Source organism: Aeromonas sp. TS_SC_11 (genome assembly GCF_057318915.1).
The window spans coordinates 4,233,518-4,249,330 of sequence record NZ_CM170470.1 but is presented as its reverse complement, the minus strand read 5'-3'; the positions used below and the strand labels follow the sequence as shown (position 1 = coordinate 4,249,330).

Here is a 15,813-nt window from a genome sequence, read left to right as displayed (position 1 = left end):
TAATGGCCCGCATCCTGAGGTTATTGATGGATTAATAGACCAAGGCGGGCGCCTGTCCGGTTGCATCCGTGATCGGCTTGGGGCTACCATGTAGCGGCATACAAGAAGTGGCTGAAAATAATGACAAATATTCCTAACCTGCTGACGTTTTTTCGGATTTTGCTCATCCCCGTCTTCGTCATCCTGTTTTATGTTCCCTATCAGTGGTCCTATCTGGCGGCGGCTGTCGTCTTCACTCTGGCGGCCGCGACCGACTGGTTTGATGGCTATCTCGCCCGCAAGCTGAATCAGTCCACCGCCTTCGGTGCCTTCCTCGATCCGGTCGCTGACAAGATCATGGTGGCCGCGGCCCTGGTGGTCATAGTCGAACACTACAACACCATCTGGGTCACCATCCCCGCCATGACCATGATTGGCCGCGAGATCATCATCTCCGCCCTGCGTGAATGGATGGCCGAACTTGGCAAGCGTTCCGCGGTTGCAGTCAGCTGGATTGGCAAATGGAAGACCATGATCCAGATGGTGTCGCTCACCGGCCTTATCTGGCAATACGACATCTGGATGGTGTGGCTCGCTTACGTGCTGCTGTATGTGGCGACCGTGCTCACCTTCTGGTCCATGTTCCAGTACATGAAAGCGGCCTGGGGCGATCTGACCTACCACTCCCGCTTCTAGTTTCTGCCCTGGCAGAAAACGGTGTTTCCCTGTCGTTGGGGCAGGGAAACGCTCATGAGTGGTAAAAGTGCAGGAAAAGGGTAAAAAACACCCGAACGATCAGGGTATTAAATATTTTTGGTTGACTGAGCGAGGAACATCGCTAGAATGCGTCCTCGTAGTCAGGCAGTCAGCCAGACCAATGCGGGAATAGCTCAGTTGGTAGAGCACGACCTTGCCAAGGTCGGGGTCGCGAGTTCGAGTCTCGTTTCCCGCTCCAAATTCAGACAATAGAGAGCCAACTCTCTTTTGCATGGCGCGTTAGCAAAGCGGTTATGCAGCGGATTGCAAATCCGTTTAGTCCGGTTCGACTCCGGAACGTGCCTCCATATTGACAAGCCCGCCACGCGGACTTGATACCGATTGCGGTGCCCGAGTGGTGAAATCGGTAGACACAAGGGATTTAAAATCCCTCGACGTTCGCGTCGTGCCGGTTCGATTCCGGCCTCGGGCACCATTAAAATCAAAGACTTACGAAGGCCACTAGCAATAGTGGCCTTTTTGTTTTTGGTCAAATGGCGACAGTGATTGTATCGAGTCCATGGAGTGTTCTTTCAACTAAAAACAACAAAGCCTGTTGAAGGGCAGGCTTTTACAGGGTTCTGTACATACCCGACGATTTTACCGTGTGGAGCAGGGTATAGCCGCTTACTTCCACCACTCCTTGCTCGGTAAGTTATCCCATTCTCCAATCGGGTATTCATGGCCATTGAAGCGCAGGGTGGTACTCAATGTTCTCTGGCTGGAGGTTTGAGAGGAACCATCCTGCTCAACGGTCTCGGTTTTCGCTTTGGTTAAAACTTTAAGATCGTGCAGACCGTTCGACATCTCTGGCATGACTTGGATGTATGACATGCCCCGTTCTAAATCTATTGGTTCTGGTGAGCAAGGCATGCCTTTTCGTATGTAGGTGTGCAGCATCGGAGCGCCGTTCATGATGCGCTGTAGGGTTCCGCCATGCACTCGGAAGAGGTGTAAAAAGTTGGACCTAAAACCATCGGCGCACGAGGGGCCATAGCCGATATCTAATCTTACGCCAAAGGCTCGTTCTCCTTTGGTCAGTAGGTAGGGCGCTGTATCGAGCCATATACTGGCGCTACCGATACGGATGCTGGCATCTTCTTCAATGATTTCCTCAAACCGCTGTCTTACTTTCCCCTGGGAAATGAGTTCTACTCGCCAGAGACTTGTGGGTAGATACATATCATCATTGCGCTCCCCATTATCTGGGAAAATGTAGGAGATTAAGGTTACCTCTGGCTGGTTTGGCAACGTCTTACAGGCACTAGCTGTCAGCTCGGTGTTTGAAGGCAAACGAGTCTTGATGGCCGCTAGTTGATTTGACGAGCAAACTTGTTCTCCTTCAGCCCATGTGCCAAAGCTGATCACTTGTAGCAGCAGTGTAGGTATCGTTGCGCATACCAGCGACTTTGTTATCACCATAGCTTTTGCCTTCAGTCTTACGCGTTTTATAGGTTGTTGAGTTTTATGCGGGCTGGCACTTTAACAATGTTCCAGGGGGTGTGCGAGTCCACATTGTTTGGGGGAACGGACCGCACAATCGTGGGGGAGGGTAAGGGCATCAAGACTGATCGGCCCCTTTCAAAAATTCAGTTATCAAATCGGCTCTCATTAGTCTTAACCGACTGAAATAAACAGCCTTCCAGCTGTTCCCTCGCGGCAAACTGGACCCTTCCTGATTATTTAAATCCCCACACAAAGTGCAGGCTTCCAAATATATTCAACGAGTTACGTTTTCAGCGTCCTAAGCCAGCCCCCCTTGAAACTGTAAGAAACTGCAAAAGGATCCTTCTTTTCAGATCCTAACCTCGCCCGAGATCCTTTATCTGGCGTGGCCTTGGCCTATGGTTTTGCGGTAATCCACTTCTGTAAAAAATTTTATTGATGCAGCCCGCAGGCGGTAGCGGAAGAGCATGGATTCCGTGACGCAAACGCGGCGATGGGGGCGTCGCCGCCATATGTTAGGAGGCTGTGAGCGTGCACAGGCTTCACGTATGATACCGCGCTGCCCGATGATGGTGCTGCGCCATTCCCATGCCATGTTCAGGCACCGTCAGGCAGATAGAAGAAGGCCCCACATTGTGGGGCCTTCTTGACGTCAAGACGCTTGGGTCGATTACAGAGACTGCAGTGCAATAGTTGCACTCTGGGAGTTCTGCTGGCTGTCTGCATCCATCCAAACCCACTGCGAACCATCGCCCTGCAGGTTCTCGGTAATGCTTTGGATCTGGGAGGTCGTGATGGTAATTGCCCCGGTCTCACTGGCCGTCGGCCCCATCTTGGTGATCTGACCTTTGAGCAGACCGTTGGAGGTCTCGTTGACGACAAACACGGTCGCCTTGTCTTGCCGGAACTGGCATGAAATGAACTGGGTGATGGTACTGGCGATCGTCAGGTTCATCCATTTTGACGGAGGCACTGCATAGTACCGAGTGTATTTGTTGAACGGCACCGGATCACCGTTGGCTTGCAACGGCTGGTTGTTCAGACCGGCAGTATTGGTCGGCATGCTGACACTGCCCAGCCAGAGGTCAACTTGGGCGATGCCGCTGTTGCTGGGCAGTGAGACGGAAATGGTTTGAGTGTCAGTGCCAGACACAAAGCCCATTGATGCCAGGCCTGCGTTGGCCGTCGTACCCGGTACTGTGATTTGGCAGGGAGGTTGGCTGTTACTCCAGACAACGTTCACCGCAGCGTTGTTGTCATTTTGGGCCGAGTTGTAGATGAAGATCCCATACAGCTGGTCGGGACGCAGCACAGTACAGGTTGCAGTGTCACCGGCTTTGAGGGTGATGCGTTGTCCGCCGTTCCAGTTGAGCTGGGATGCTGCAATAGCGATGCTTTCCATGGTATTTCCTTTTCCTTGATGAAATGTAAGGGATACCGCGTAGCTACATATCTACTTCTGCTCCACGTGAAATGGAGCCTAGCAATGAGATTCGAATGGATCAAGTGACAATAATTCTTTTTTGATTAAGTTATCATTACAGGCGGTGCTGGCTTGAGACGGAATACACATCGTTGTTGGTGGTGGGCTCTAAAAAGAACACAAATTCAATTGGATAAGCTTTCCAAGATAGATACTTGCTCATGAAAATCAGGAAGCTGGGGTGGCAACACAAAAGACTCCCATTGTAAAAGCACTCTAGCGGGAAGGAGCCGGTCCCATACCAGGCCGATCCTGTAGAGCTTCGGGAAAAGGGGGTCTGGTGCACAGCGAACTACCTTTGCATGCATCAAATAGTCCTGAGGTGATGGAATAATCAGCCTGTCTCCAGGTTTGAGCTGTGCCTTGCCCATCAGCCCCACGCCACGGATATTGACGTCGCGAAGATTCATCCTTAGCGCAGGTCTGAATGCGTCAAACCAGATGTTGTCTAGATGGCACTGGACAACATAACCCCCACCAGAAAGAACAAAACGGACGTAACGTCGAGAGTCATAGCCAAGAGGAATGACATCATCAACTGGCCTTTCTATTTGCCCCCTATCTCTCATTGTTTCATTCCCAAATGACGACATACATATGGTCAATGATAGATGTGACATTTTAAATGCTAATTATATATTTTGGTTATAAGAGAATAGATTATCACTTAACGTATTGATTTTTAAATCTTATTTTTTGGATCAATACCCCTAAATTGGTGATGCTTTAGTATGAGGTTATCACTCAGTAATGAGGTCTGGCTGCGTTGTCTACCTGCAGCAGGGCAAGCCGAACCGAGCAGGAGATGAAAGAAAAGATTACCAACAGCAAGGGGTGGGAAACTGTCGCCCTATGTTCATCAATATCCCGGATGGCAAAACCGACAGCATCAAGCTTATCCCGGTGTTGGAGCGCGAGCTGGACTTGTTGTTACAGGGGGGCTTGTCTTGATCCATGAGCTCAACGCGGGTTTGCCAGTGCGCAAGGCACTGACGCACTGGAAATCTGAACTGTGTCATATGACGTTGTTTCCGTGCCGGTTCAAAACGGCAAGCGGAAGCAATCGATCACAGCTTTTAGTGCCGCAGGCAACTGCCTGTGGCCGGGATAATAGAGAAAGAAGCCGGGGTAGGTGATCGACCAGTCTGCCAGAACCCGTATCAGTCGGCCGGTTGTCACCAGGTCATCGTGTTCGGGGCTTTGCGCTGTATAGACCAGTCCTATGCCGTCCAGCGCGAGGCGAGTCATCATGCTGACGTTGTCGACCGTCACCGGACCATTAACCGGAACCGCGATTTGCCTGCCATCTTTTTCGAATTCCCAGCGGTATAAAGACCCTCCTGTGATTTCCCGCCGTCCGATGCACAAGTGATGTTGTAAATCGGCGGGGGTCAGCGGGATGGCGTGCCGTTCGAAGTACGCCGGTGAGCCATACACCGCAGAATGGAAATCTGCCGTCAGACGAACCGCACTCATATCTTGCTGAACATCGCTGCGAATGCGTACACCGGCATCAAAACCTTGGCTGATGATATCCACGAAACCGTCGTTGGTAGCCAGCTCCAGCTGGATATCAGGATACTGATGGCAAAATTTCTGCAACTGCGGCAGAAATATCATGTCAGCTGCGATCCTTGGCGTGTTGATCCGCACCCTTCCCTGTGGGCTTTCCCTGAACGTATTTACTTTCTCGACGGCATTCGCAATAACGTTGAATGCCGGGGCTATCTCTGCCAGCAGGGCCAGACCTGCCTGGGTCGGCGAAACGGTACGGGTAGTACGGTTCAGCAGTCTGACGCCGAGCCGCTCCTCCAGCGCACGCAGGGAATGGCTGAGCGTTGATGCCGTCAAATTCAGGCGTGCCGCTGCTTTGCGAAAGCTTTTCTCTTCTGCAACCGCAACAAATGCAGTCAGTTCTCCAAATTCATTTGTTCGCACTGCATTTCCCATTGCTGAATATAGGCCAGTAAATTATGCGATATAAGGTGGCTTATTCGCGGCAATAAAGCCACCTATAGTCTGACCTCCATCGAGTCTTTCATTAACGAGGTACAGAGATGTTTCAATCATTACGTCTGCAAGATAGTGTCGCGCTGGTTACGGGGGGCGGAAGTGGAATTGGTCGGGCAGCGGCGCTGGCGTTTGTCCGTGATGGTGCAAAAGTCGTGGTCGCCGGACGACGGGAGCTTGAACTGCTGGAGACTGTCGATTTGATCCGCGCCCAGGGCGGGGAAGCGCTTGCGGTGCCAACAGACGTAACGGACAGTGCTCAGGTGAAGGCGCTGATTGCTGTGACGCTGGCCCATTTTGGGCGCCTTGATGCGGCCTTCAATAACGCAGGGGTGGAGGGTTTTGCGCCGATCAGCGAGATGACGGAAGTTGAATTTGATCGCGTGATCGCCACCAATCTGAAAGGGGTCTGGTTGTCAGTGAAATATGAGCTGGAAGCGATGACGGCCGCCGGTTGCGGTGGCGCTATCGTCAATACGTCATCTTGGCTGACCCGGGGCGCGACTGCTGGCTCGGCGGCGTATTCCGCCAGCAAGGGCGGGCTGGATGCCATGATCCGCGCCCTTGCGCTGGAAGCCGGCCCTCATGGCATCCGCATCAATAACGTCAATCCCGGCATCATCAACACGCCGATGGCACAACGGATGGGGGCGAATGAAGAGACGCTCAAGCCTTTTGTGAGACTGACACCGGCCGGGCGTATCGGTGGGGCTGACGATGTTGGCGACGTGGTTGCCTGGCTGTGCAGCGACGAAGCCCGATTCATCACAGGTCAGAGTCTGCTGGTCGATGGCGGTTTCACCATTGCCGGATTGCGTTAAGCCAGGATGCGCTCGACCTTGGTCCGCTGTGAGCCTGTGTCCGTGCTGTGATCCTGCACCTGACTGAGGATGATGGTGATGACTCATGCAAAAAGCCCCTCGCGGGGCTTTTTCAGCGGATTACCATTTCTCGAACGGCTACTTCTTGAGGTGTTTTCGGATGGCCTTGCCCGAGGTGCCGACGGCTTTCACCGCTCTTTTCAGCTGTACTTCGGTGCACTCGAAGGTCTTGATCCACAGCTTCATCTCATAGGGGTCATTGACGTTGATGCTCTTGGCGTCAAGGGGATGGGCTAGGGTGTTGTTGTCAGGCATACGAACCTCAACTGATGGAAATGGCTGGCGAGAAAGAAGTTTCTGCCTGGTCGCCATCATCCCCCATATACCCATGCCGCATGGTGACGAGCTTCACACAACCCTGTACCCGTTCAAGATAAGGGTGGGGACGGGTCAGCTGCGGATCTTGTTGAACACGAACAGCACTATCAGTGCCCCCATGGTCGCGATGGCGATGCTGGAGAGGTTGAAACCTGTCACTGAGCCCAGGCCCAGCAGGGTGCCGACATAGCCGCCCACCATGGCGCCGATGATCCCCAGCAGTACCGTCATGAAAAAGCCGCCGCCATCACGGCCCGGCATGATCCACTTCGCCAGAATACCCACCAACAGCCCCAACACGATCCAGGTGATAAATCCCATGGCCAACTCCTCGTTATCTATGTGAGCTCACATTATAGGGGAGGGGGCGACGGTGCGAAGGGCTGGCGATGGTCGGCTGGTCACAGATTGTCGGACTCATGGGCCCCGGCAGGATTGAGCGATGGCAAGGTGCGCTGCTCCAGCCGCTGCTCGCCCGGGCGGCATACCAGCACGGATCCCTGCTCGAACCAGTCTCCCAGCACGATACGGCGGGCAGGTTGACCGTCGAGCGTGAAATCGTGAATGGCGGGTCTGTGGGTGTGACCATGGATCAGCGTCCGGCAGCCGTGCTGGCGCAGCAGTGCGTCCACCGCCGCTTGCGTCACATCCATGATGGTCTGGCTCTTCTGCACGTTTTCCATCTGGCTTTGGCCACGCATCTTGCAGGCGATGGCGAGGCGGCGAGTGAGGGGCAGGCGCAAGAAGAGCCAGCGCAGCCATTTGAGCTGGGTGATGCGGCGAAGTTTCTGATAGCCCAGATCCAGGGTGCAGAGCAGATCGCCGTGACTCAGCAGCACCCGATCCCCATAGAGGTCGATCACGCAAGGATCAGCCAGCAGTGTCATGCCTGATCGCTTGGCAAACTGCCGGCCCAGCAGAAAGTCGCGGTTGCCGTGGATAAAGTAGATGGGCACGCCGCGCTGGCGCAGGGCCGCAAAGGCATCGGCGATGGCGTGATGGAGCGGATTGGGGTCATCGTCGCCAATCCAGAATTCAAACAGATCCCCCAGTACATAGAGGGCATCGGCACCGGGGGCGTCGCGCTCCAGAAAGCGTACCAGGGCGGCCGTCATGTCGGGCCGATCGCTGCACAGGTGAATGTCACTGATAAAGAGGGTGCTCATGATGGTGTGCAAGGGGCCCTGATAACTGGATGGCTGGAAAAAGTGGCTGGCTGAGCAGAGGGTGCCTGTGCCTGAGGCTGCCAGTCAAGCTGGTCAAGGTCGCGCCCCTCCAGCGTCAACAGCGCCTGATAAGGGTCGCCGGGCAACTTCAGCAGGCGGCAGATGGCCGCTTCCCCTTTCAGCCCTTGTTGCAGGCGCAAGGTGCGCAGTGTCTGGTAAAAGTCGTGGCCAAAGTGCTCTATCAAGGCGGCCATCAGGCTGAGGTGTCGCCAGCCGTTGAGGGTATCGACCCGCGCCGGGGTGACATAGAGCTCGATGGGCCAGGGGGTGCCCTCGCCATCGATCAGGGTCTGCTCCAGCAGCCAGATGTCGCTGCCAAGGGCGCGGCTCTGCCACTGACGTTGGGCAAACAGGTCGGCAAGGGCGGCGGGATCGCTATGCTGGCAGAGGATGTCGAGATCGCTGCCTGGTCGGTCAAGCCCGATGGCCAGAGTGCTCACCAGTGCCACATCCAGACACAGGCTCTGCAATTCCCCCCACAGGGGCGTGTCATTCAGCAGGGCATGGGCCGCGCGCTGGCGAGGATTACCCCGGGCCAGATAGTCGAGGCGGCGCCAGTTCGGGCCGGCGGTCAAGCGCGCAGATGGAAAAACTGCGGCCGGGGCCGCAGTCAGTTCATCTCGCAGAAGGCAGAGATCAGTCTGCAAGGGTCACCTTGGTGATCACCACGTCTTCTACCGGCACATCCTGGTGCATGCGGCCGGAGTTGCCGGTCTTGACGGCTTTGATCTTGTTGACCACGTCCATGCCGGCGGTCACTTCACCAAATACGCAGTAGCCGAAGCCTTGGGTGGTGGCGGATTTGAAGTCGAGGAAGTCGTTGTTGCTCACGTTGATGAAGAACTGGGCACTGGCAGAGTGCGGCTCCATGGTACGGGCCATGGCGACGGTGCCGACCTTGTTGGACAGGCCGTTGGCCGCTTCGTTCTTGATGGGGGCGCGAGTCTCTTTCTCTTCAAAACCGGGGGCATAGCCGCCGCCCTGGATCATGAAACCGTCGATGACGCGGTGGAAAATGGTGTTGTCGTAGTGACCGTCACGGCAGTATTGCAGGAAGTTGGCCACGGTTTCCGGGGCTTTTTCGGCGTTCAGGGTGAGGGTGATGTCGCCGTGGTTGGTGTGCAGAGTAACCATGATATGTCCTTTCAAATGTGGCGCGGGCGCGAAGGCGGCTCGCGGCTATGGCATAAAGTGGTGGCAATTCTAGCCCATCAAGGGGCTGCGGCATAGATGGCACGCAGGATCCGGCCTGTTTTCTGCCTCGTTTTCTCCACAGGATGCGGGTAGAATGGCAGGCCATTTTACTCACAGGCAGTGGTCATAAGATGCTGAAGATATACAACACACTCACTCGTCAAAAAGAAGAATTCAAACCTATCCACCCGGGCAAGGTGGGCATGTATGTGTGTGGCGTCACTATCTACGATCACTGTCATATCGGCCACGGTCGCACCTTCGTCGCCTTCGACGTGGTGGCCCGTTACCTGCGTTACTGCGGCTATCAGCTCAACTATGTGCGCAACGTCACCGACGTGGATGACAAGATCATCAAGCGTGCCGCCGAGACCAACGTCACCTGCGACGATCTGACCGAGCGCCTGATCGGCGACATGCACCAGGATTTTGATGCCCTCGGCATGGTGCGCCCGGACGTCGAGCCCCGCGCCACCCAGCACATCAGTGAAATCATCGAGCTGGTAGAGAGCCTGATCGCGCAGGATCACGCCTATGTGGCCGACAACGGCGACGTCATGTTCATCGTCGACTCCTACGCCGACTACGGCAAGCTCTCGGGCCAGGATCTGGAGCAGCTGCAAGCCGGTGCCCGGGTTGGCGTGGTGGATGCCAAGCGCAACCCCCTCGACTTCGTGCTGTGGAAGATGTCCAAGCCCGGCGAGCCGACCTGGGAAAGCCCCTGGGGTCCGGGTCGTCCTGGCTGGCACATAGAGTGCTCCGCCATGAACTCCAAGCACCTTGGCAACCACTTCGACATCCACGGCGGCGGCTCCGATCTGCAGTTCCCGCACCACGAGAACGAGATTGCCCAGTCCTGCTGCGCCCACGGTGGCGACTACGTCAACACCTGGATGCACAGCGGCATGGTGATGGTGGATAAAGAGAAGATGTCCAAATCCCTTGGCAACTTCTTCACCATCCGCGATGTGCTGGCCCACTACGACGCCGAGAGCGTGCGTTACTTCCTGATGTCCGGTCACTACCGCAGCCAGCTCAACTACTCGGAAGATAACTTGAAGCAAGCTCGCGCTGCCCTGGAGCGGATGTACACCGCCCTGCGCGATCTGCCGGTGGCCGCCGCTGCCGGTGGTGACGAACAGGTTGCCCGCTTCAAGGAAGCGATGGACGACGACTTCAACACCCCGGAAGCCTACTCGGCCCTGTTCGATCTGGTGCGCGAGATCAACCGCCAGAAAGCGGAAGACATGAGCGTGGCCGCAGGCCTCGGTGCCCGTCTGCGCGAACTGGGCGCCGTGCTCGGTATTTTGCAACAAGATCCGGACGCCTTCCTCAAGGGCAATGAGGCCGATGACGAAGTAGCCGAGATCGAGCAACTGATCGTCCAGCGCAACCAGGCCCGCGCCGACAAGAACTGGGCCGCGGCGGATGCCGCCCGCAACCGTCTCACCGAGATGGGGATCGTGCTGGAAGACAGGGCTGGCAAGACCAGCTGGCGCCGTGCGTAAGGCCGGTGGCCCCGTTGGTGACAACAGGTTGAGCCAATAAAAAACCGCAGCCCTGGGGCTGCGGTTTTTTTGTGGCCTGTCTGAGGGCTGGCACTTTCCCTCTCTCCTGATTGGCATGGCTTCGCCATGCAGGACGCGAGGGCCTTGCCCTCGAAGGGGTTTCGCCCGCCCTTCGGGCTGGGGCGAGTGACTTTTGAAAGACCAAAAGTCACCAAAAGTCTTTTCCCCCGGCAAACCGCCCGCTTCGCGGGTTCCCTCGTCTCGTCCAACGGGTCGGACGGAGCGCCGCAGACGGCACATCCCTGTGCCGGCTGCGGCTGCGCCATCATCCCTGATGGCGCTCCTGACCCGTTAAACTCGACTCGGCGGTTTGCAGGGGGAACCAATACCGTGCCTGTCCGTGATGTCAGATGATCACTAGAGTTGTACAAACTTTAGTCGTTTGACAGCGCTTATTTTATTTCTCCTAACTATTTATTATGGCGCGGGCGATTTCTAACCTAATAGTTCAGTTACATTTTTCAACCAAGATACATCTTGGATTGAAAGTTCATGTTGAATATATTTTTTTGCAAATTCAACTTTTCTGCCTTGGGTAGAAAAGAATGAGCGCATTGCATCTTGTTGTGTTTGTCTATAGTTGAAAGCTAAACCAGATGGCTTATCTTGATCGATATTATCATAAAGATCTTGTATTTCTTGGTAGATTGGGTCATCTATTGTTGCAATTGCTTTAAGTGTTTCAATGAATGCAAGTGGTTCAAGAGCATCTTCAATTTCTGTTGGTGGGCTCGTTATATCTGAATTTATATCAATCAGAGAGGTGTCGCCGTTAATATTTATAAAGCGCTTTATGTTGATTTTTTTGGATTTTGATGAACTTATTCTTTCATTGGATGTTCTTTCATCGGTATCAACAAGAAATAGAACTGAGCCTTTCACGCTATTTGATTCTGCATCAATCGCTAAATTTAGATATTCAAATATTTTTTTAACCTGCGGAGCTCCACCTACAGCTAAAACTCTCACCCCTAATCCTTCGAGATATGCATCAAGATATATTTTGTCAGATGAACCTTCGCATATTATCCATTTGTAGGTGTTACCGTTTGTGATGGATAATAGAATGGACTGCACTAGATCATGAATGCCCTTTACTTCTATTGTGTCGGGCATTCTTCCCTGTGTCTTAGTTTTGATGGCCTTAATATCCTCCCTAAATCTACGGAGGTCTAATAGGGCTGTTTCATTTGATGATGATATATATGTGGCAGATCCTTTAGATACAACAGGCATAAATCCATACCAGTGTGTAGTGATTAGTGTTTGAATACCCTGCTGGGCTATTTCCTCAAGTTTTTCGAATTGCTCAAAACAAGATGATGCGTGAAGTGATATTTCTGGTTCATCTATGGCTATAATAGTTGTTTTGAAAAGTGCGCTAATGTTTAAATTCAAGAAGGATTTTATTACATCGATTAATGCCTTTCTTTTTTCACCAGAACTTAAATGTGACACAGGTACCAAGTTTATACCATCTTCACAATAACTAAGTGTTTTATCTGAAAAGTAGGTTTCAATTATTTTCTGACTAAGATGACTACGATTAAATTGACTTTGTCTCTTGCTTGGCTTTTTGAATTCATATTTGCTTAGCTGTGCTGATAATGTTCGTAGGTATGTATTTAAATCTTCATTTATTTTTCTTATGAATACATCATCTACAATTTCTTTAATGGTATTTTCGAGTTGTTGGCCTAGTAAAAACTGTAATGTATTGCTTTCTAATCTTGAGTACTCGCTGATTTCTATATCTGATGGAATGTAGAGATAGTCATAAAGGTTTTTTATCTTTTCATATACGAACTTCAATGCTTCATTTTTACTTTCGTAGCCAGTTTCATCTTTTATTCTTTGCTCGTAATCTGGTATGCTCTCAAATATCCCTAGGAATAACTCAGAAGATTTCTTAGGTTCCCTTTTGATTAAGCCTAGAGGAATTAAATAATGTTCATCTTTGTCTAGATTGTTAAATAGAATCTCTCGATGTTCACAAAACTGAGTGGCGAATTTAATTTGAGATGAATTGAAGTCTTCACTTTCTATTTGAGTCGTTATATCACTAATCACACCGAAGCATTTTTTCAGTTGGGATTCTCTAGATAACTCAGACTTTTTTATTATGAATAAAAGCGTTATATATGGTTCCCTGCCTGCATACCCCTTATTTCTTGTTTCATGATTTATATCAATGTCGTCAAGATCATTTTTATTCAAAAAGTCATCAATGGCCGATAGTAAACTACTCTTACCTACCCCATTTTCTCCGATTAGAGCTGAGAATTTATTTCCATTGCTAAGGCTTACATAGTTTATGTTTTTAAAGTTCTTATAATTTCTGATTATTATTGATGCGATCATCATATCTCTTCTTTTAATATTGTGCGCTAATTCTTAAAGTGATGGGAAATATTGCTCGTCCACTTAGGTGTTTTAATTAAGGGCCGTAGGGCCGTAGGTTCGATTAGCGAAGCGTAATCGGACGTTCGAGAAATAAGGTGTTATTACGGTGAAATACTCACTATCGGACCTTCTCTATAAAGCTGTTTCCCGATAGGGATGTGTGCCGCTTACTGCTGTACTCATATTCATTTTGTCACCTATGCAACCGTGTCGATTGTGCTTGTTACATAGGTGCGACAACCTGATCTTGCCATTGGGCGGGCGAGGAGTTGGTTCTGAGATAACAACCCTCCCGATCATTGCCCCAGCTAGAACAGGGATAATGAATGATTTGAGTTGAACAGATATTTCTAAGAGCGACGTTCAACCTTCCAATGTTCACCATCGTTAGATGGTTTTGCATCTTCATCACATCGAGTAACTTTGTTTTTTCCATTCCCCATATCGAGTTCAAGCCAGGGCAATTTAAAGTCTTTGAACATAAAGTAGGCGGGTTCTTCTATGTTTATCTTTTGTGGCTTTTTAGGACTGCAAATTATGAAGTGAGGCCTTACATTTGGCCATGTATTTTCGTTACCAAAAACAGCCTTGAATCGTTTATTTTTACTGTCTAGCTGACCATTGCTAAAGTAGCTGTCGCCTTTAGCTTCAATCATCACAATATGGGTTGTGTTTTCATGGTCAACAAAGGCAAGAAGAAAGTCGACATCCTCTTGAGTGCCTGATATTTGATAGTCGACTTTAATACCGTCTGTTTCTATAAAATTTCGCTTAACGCAGTCCGTGCAGTTGTTTTGAGTGAGGTACAAGCTGGCATAAATCCAGTCAAGGTGGTAATCCATCGCAGCAAAGTATTTTCTGGGAATTGTGAAGCCAATTAGCTTTGATATCTCATCAAGCTGTTTGTTATCCATGAGAAACTCAGGGTTTCCCAGCATTTGGCCAACCAAGTAAAACCGCTCTTTACGGTTAAATGACTTCAGATTTTTAATTAGTTCATTGCTCATATAAATCCCGAAAATGCTTATTGTCTGACAAGAAGTGATTCGATAGAAAACGGTGTATATCGTAGGGTGTAATGAACGAAGTGAATTACACCTTGAACTCTGATCTGCATGCACCCTATATCTAATATTGACCTCGGGGCTGCGGGTTGGGTGTTTCCCCCTGTTGTTCGCTGAGGTGAACCCGTTTGTCCAGGCCGCGAGGCAGGACGCCGAGCGAGCGCCGCTGGGCCAGGGATGGCCCATCGGCGCGTGCCGTAGGACAAACGGGTGAACCGAGGGAACCCGACGCAGGAGGGCGAACAAGTGGGGGATAAGACTTTTGGTGACTTTGGGTCTTTCCAAAGTCACTCGCCAAGCCGCGCAGCGGCGGCGAAACCCCGTCGAGGGCCACGCCCTCGCGCCCTGCGCGGCGAAGCCGTGCCAATCAGGCGAGTGACCCCTCACCCTAACCCTCTCCCGCAAGGGGAGAGGGGATTGTTGCCGCGGACGATTACGCTTCGCTAATCGACCCTACACGCTTATTGGCACCCTACCTTTCTCCCGCAAGGGGAGAGGGGATTGTTGCTGCGGACGATTACGCTCCGCTAATCGACCCTACAGGCTTATTGCACCCTGCGCCTCATCCCGTGGTGGGAGAGGCGCACTCCCGTTGCTTGGTGCCTTATCCCACTGGATGCTAGGATGCCGAACTTTCCTCTTATCCAACCCTTATCAGTTATGGCAAACCGGCTCGTCAGCAGTAAAAACAGGATCGCCCAGGCAGGGCGCTGGCTCGCGACCCGCGGGGCCGCGCTCTTTGCCGAACTCTCGGAGTTTCAGCAGCGCATCTGGGTGGTCAGCATAGTGAACGATACCTACACGGATACCTTTATCGTCAATGAAGGCAGCTTCGAAGAGCCCATGCAGTGGATGCGGCGCAAGCATTACAACGCCGATATGCTGCAGCGGGTCGAGGCCATGCAGCGCTCCCAGGTGATCCAGTTCGAGCTGGGTGATACCCGTCATCGCCTTATGCGGGTCAAATAATTCGGATTGTACCGAGTCGTGTCGGGCCTTGGGCCTGGCGGCGGCTGCATCCGGTCAACCTGTGGTCAGGTGATGGGCGTGCGACACGCATACTGGCCAGACGCCGGCGTTGAATTCCTCTCTTGTTCGCTGAGATAACACCCCGTCTGTTCGTTGAGATAACACCCCGTCGAAGAGAGCGTCCCCGCGTATTGCCGCAGGCGCGGGAGTCCGGCTGGACTGCGCAATAATTGCTACCGCCCCTGGCTGTCGCTACCACAATGCGCTGTTGACCATCAGAGGGAACAAGGGGGCCAACAGGCACCGTCCACCATATTACGGAGCCATCTCGGCCCAATCCATGGAATTGATGATGCAACTGTCAGAATTGCATGGTTTTTTGCGCCAGTTCAAAGTTATGGCCGCGAGGTGGCTGCCAATCGGGGTCGCCGGGCCTGGCAGGTCCCTCCCGGCAGGGGATTGGCCGGGGCAGGTGGGCAATAAAGGGGAAAGACCGAGCACCGTGCCCGGTGAGAA

At 52.3% G+C, this 15,813-nt stretch carries 15 protein-coding genes and 3 tRNA genes; 7 read left to right on the top strand and 11 right to left on the bottom strand.

Annotated features, from left to right (window positions below; translation table 11 throughout):
• Positions 1 to 120: 120 nt before the first annotated feature.
• The 4 genes from pgsA (at position 121) to AC1P02_RS19615 (ending at position 1,171) form a co-directional block, all read left to right on the top strand.
• On the top strand, positions 121 to 675 hold the full coding sequence (gene pgsA / locus AC1P02_RS19630) for a CDP-diacylglycerol--glycerol-3-phosphate 3-phosphatidyltransferase (RefSeq protein ID WP_005320074.1): 555 nt from the start codon (positions 121 to 123) through the stop codon (positions 673 to 675).
• Between the two features lie 183 nt (positions 676 to 858).
• Positions 859 to 934: transfer RNA gene (locus tag AC1P02_RS19625), tRNA-Gly, on the top strand.
• A 35-nt stretch (positions 935 to 969) separates the two neighbouring features.
• Positions 970 to 1,043, top strand: a tRNA-Cys gene (locus tag AC1P02_RS19620).
• A 41-nt stretch (positions 1,044 to 1,084) separates the two neighbouring features.
• Positions 1,085 to 1,171, top strand: a tRNA-Leu gene (locus tag AC1P02_RS19615).
• A gap of 191 nt (positions 1,172 to 1,362) precedes the next feature.
• Here AC1P02_RS19615 and AC1P02_RS19610 read toward each other — a convergent pair.
• From AC1P02_RS19610 to AC1P02_RS19595, 4 genes are all read right to left on the bottom strand, one after another.
• Positions 1,363 to 2,157: a PA3715 family protein gene (locus AC1P02_RS19610; protein WP_485183000.1), complete on the bottom strand. Its 795-nt coding sequence runs from the start codon at positions 2,155 to 2,157 to the stop codon at positions 1,363 to 1,365.
• A gap of 694 nt (positions 2,158 to 2,851) precedes the next feature.
• A complete protein-coding gene (locus AC1P02_RS19605) occupies positions 2,852 to 3,583 on the bottom strand; it encodes a hypothetical protein (RefSeq protein WP_021141035.1) in 732 nt (243 codons plus the stop codon).
• A gap of 206 nt (positions 3,584 to 3,789) precedes the next feature.
• Positions 3,790 to 4,257 (bottom strand): hypothetical protein, encoded by a 468-nt coding sequence (locus AC1P02_RS19600; protein WP_429180759.1) that lies wholly within the window; start codon positions 4,255 to 4,257, stop codon positions 3,790 to 3,792.
• Between the two features lie 448 nt (positions 4,258 to 4,705).
• On the bottom strand, positions 4,706 to 5,602 hold the full coding sequence (locus AC1P02_RS19595; protein ID WP_485182998.1) for a LysR family transcriptional regulator: 897 nt from the start codon (positions 5,600 to 5,602) through the stop codon (positions 4,706 to 4,708).
• A 119-nt stretch (positions 5,603 to 5,721) separates the two neighbouring features.
• Here AC1P02_RS19595 and AC1P02_RS19590 point away from each other — a divergent pair, with 119 nt between their 5' ends.
• On the top strand, positions 5,722 to 6,495 hold the full coding sequence (locus AC1P02_RS19590; protein ID WP_277733953.1) for an SDR family NAD(P)-dependent oxidoreductase: 774 nt from the start codon (positions 5,722 to 5,724) through the stop codon (positions 6,493 to 6,495).
• A gap of 138 nt (positions 6,496 to 6,633) precedes the next feature.
• On the opposite strand, the gene AC1P02_RS19585 is transcribed toward AC1P02_RS19590, so the two are convergent.
• From AC1P02_RS19585 to AC1P02_RS19565, 5 genes are all read right to left on the bottom strand, one after another.
• Positions 6,634 to 6,810 (bottom strand): DUF3606 domain-containing protein, encoded by a 177-nt coding sequence (locus tag AC1P02_RS19585; protein ID WP_005314534.1) that lies wholly within the window; start codon positions 6,808 to 6,810, stop codon positions 6,634 to 6,636.
• Between the two features lie 135 nt (positions 6,811 to 6,945).
• Complete coding sequence (locus AC1P02_RS19580; protein ID WP_017413027.1) at positions 6,946 to 7,194, bottom strand: GlsB/YeaQ/YmgE family stress response membrane protein; 249 nt, start codon at positions 7,192 to 7,194, stop codon at positions 6,946 to 6,948.
• Between the two features lie 80 nt (positions 7,195 to 7,274).
• Positions 7,275 to 8,039 (bottom strand): UDP-2,3-diacylglucosamine diphosphatase, encoded by a 765-nt coding sequence (locus tag AC1P02_RS19575; RefSeq protein ID WP_485182994.1) that lies wholly within the window; start codon positions 8,037 to 8,039, stop codon positions 7,275 to 7,277.
• Positions 8,036 to 8,746 carry a DUF4269 domain-containing protein gene (locus AC1P02_RS19570; RefSeq protein ID WP_265457024.1) on the bottom strand — a complete coding sequence of 237 codons (711 nt, stop codon included), beginning with the start codon at positions 8,744 to 8,746 and terminating at the stop codon, positions 8,036 to 8,038. Before AC1P02_RS19570 ends, AC1P02_RS19575 begins: the two co-directional genes overlap by 4 nt.
• Entirely contained in the window at positions 8,736 to 9,233 is a 498-nt protein-coding gene (locus AC1P02_RS19565) for a peptidylprolyl isomerase (protein WP_059113897.1), read from the bottom strand. The genes AC1P02_RS19570 and AC1P02_RS19565 overlap by 11 nt, the downstream gene beginning before the upstream one ends.
• 191 nt (positions 9,234 to 9,424) lie before the next feature.
• Here AC1P02_RS19565 and cysS point away from each other — a divergent pair, with 191 nt between their 5' ends.
• Entirely contained in the window at positions 9,425 to 10,801 is a 1,377-nt protein-coding gene (gene cysS, locus AC1P02_RS19560) for a cysteine--tRNA ligase (protein WP_234577595.1), read from the top strand.
• 495 nt (positions 10,802 to 11,296) lie between these two features.
• On the opposite strand, the gene AC1P02_RS19555 is transcribed toward cysS, so the two are convergent.
• Together AC1P02_RS19555 and AC1P02_RS19550 are read right to left on the bottom strand one after the other, a co-directional pair.
• On the bottom strand, positions 11,297 to 13,225 hold the full coding sequence (locus AC1P02_RS19555; RefSeq protein ID WP_485182991.1) for an ATP-dependent nuclease: 1,929 nt from the start codon (positions 13,223 to 13,225) through the stop codon (positions 11,297 to 11,299).
• A 389-nt stretch (positions 13,226 to 13,614) separates the two neighbouring features.
• Entirely contained in the window at positions 13,615 to 14,271 is a 657-nt protein-coding gene (locus tag AC1P02_RS19550) for a hypothetical protein (RefSeq protein WP_485182989.1), read from the bottom strand.
• 681 nt (positions 14,272 to 14,952) lie between these two features.
• Between AC1P02_RS19550 and AC1P02_RS19545 the strand changes: the two genes are divergently transcribed.
• Positions 14,953 to 15,297 carry a hypothetical protein gene (locus tag AC1P02_RS19545; protein ID WP_234577589.1) on the top strand — a complete coding sequence of 115 codons (345 nt, stop codon included), beginning with the start codon at positions 14,953 to 14,955 and terminating at the stop codon, positions 15,295 to 15,297.
• The last annotated feature ends 516 nt before the right edge of the window (positions 15,298 to 15,813 follow it).

Coding starts and splice junctions, on each gene's coding strand:
- AC1P02_RS19610 (WP_485183000.1), bottom strand. CDS start 2,157: ATGGTGATAACAAAGTCGCTGGTATGCGCAACGATACCTACACTGCTG.
- AC1P02_RS19575 (WP_485182994.1), bottom strand. CDS start 8,039: ATGAGCACCCTCTTTATCAGTGACATTCACCTGTGCAGCGATCGGCCC.
- AC1P02_RS19605 (WP_021141035.1), bottom strand. CDS start 3,583: ATGGAAAGCATCGCTATTGCAGCATCCCAGCTCAACTGGAACGGCGGA.
- AC1P02_RS19590 (WP_277733953.1), top strand. CDS start 5,722: ATGTTTCAATCATTACGTCTGCAAGATAGTGTCGCGCTGGTTACGGGG.
- AC1P02_RS19580 (WP_017413027.1), bottom strand. CDS start 7,194: ATGGGATTTATCACCTGGATCGTGTTGGGGCTGTTGGTGGGTATTCTG.
- AC1P02_RS19545 (WP_234577589.1), top strand. CDS start 14,953: ATGCCGAACTTTCCTCTTATCCAACCCTTATCAGTTATGGCAAACCGG.
- AC1P02_RS19565 (WP_059113897.1), bottom strand. CDS start 9,233: ATGGTTACTCTGCACACCAACCACGGCGACATCACCCTCACCCTGAAC.
- AC1P02_RS19585 (WP_005314534.1), bottom strand. CDS start 6,810: ATGCCTGACAACAACACCCTAGCCCATCCCCTTGACGCCAAGAGCATC.
- cysS (WP_234577595.1), top strand. CDS start 9,425: ATGCTGAAGATATACAACACACTCACTCGTCAAAAAGAAGAATTCAAA.
- AC1P02_RS19550 (WP_485182989.1), bottom strand. CDS start 14,271: ATGAGCAATGAACTAATTAAAAATCTGAAGTCATTTAACCGTAAAGAG.
- AC1P02_RS19555 (WP_485182991.1), bottom strand. CDS start 13,225: ATGATGATCGCATCAATAATAATCAGAAATTATAAGAACTTTAAAAAC.
- AC1P02_RS19600 (WP_429180759.1), bottom strand. CDS start 4,257: ATGTCGTCATTTGGGAATGAAACAATGAGAGATAGGGGGCAAATAGAA.
- pgsA (WP_005320074.1), top strand. CDS start 121: ATGACAAATATTCCTAACCTGCTGACGTTTTTTCGGATTTTGCTCATC.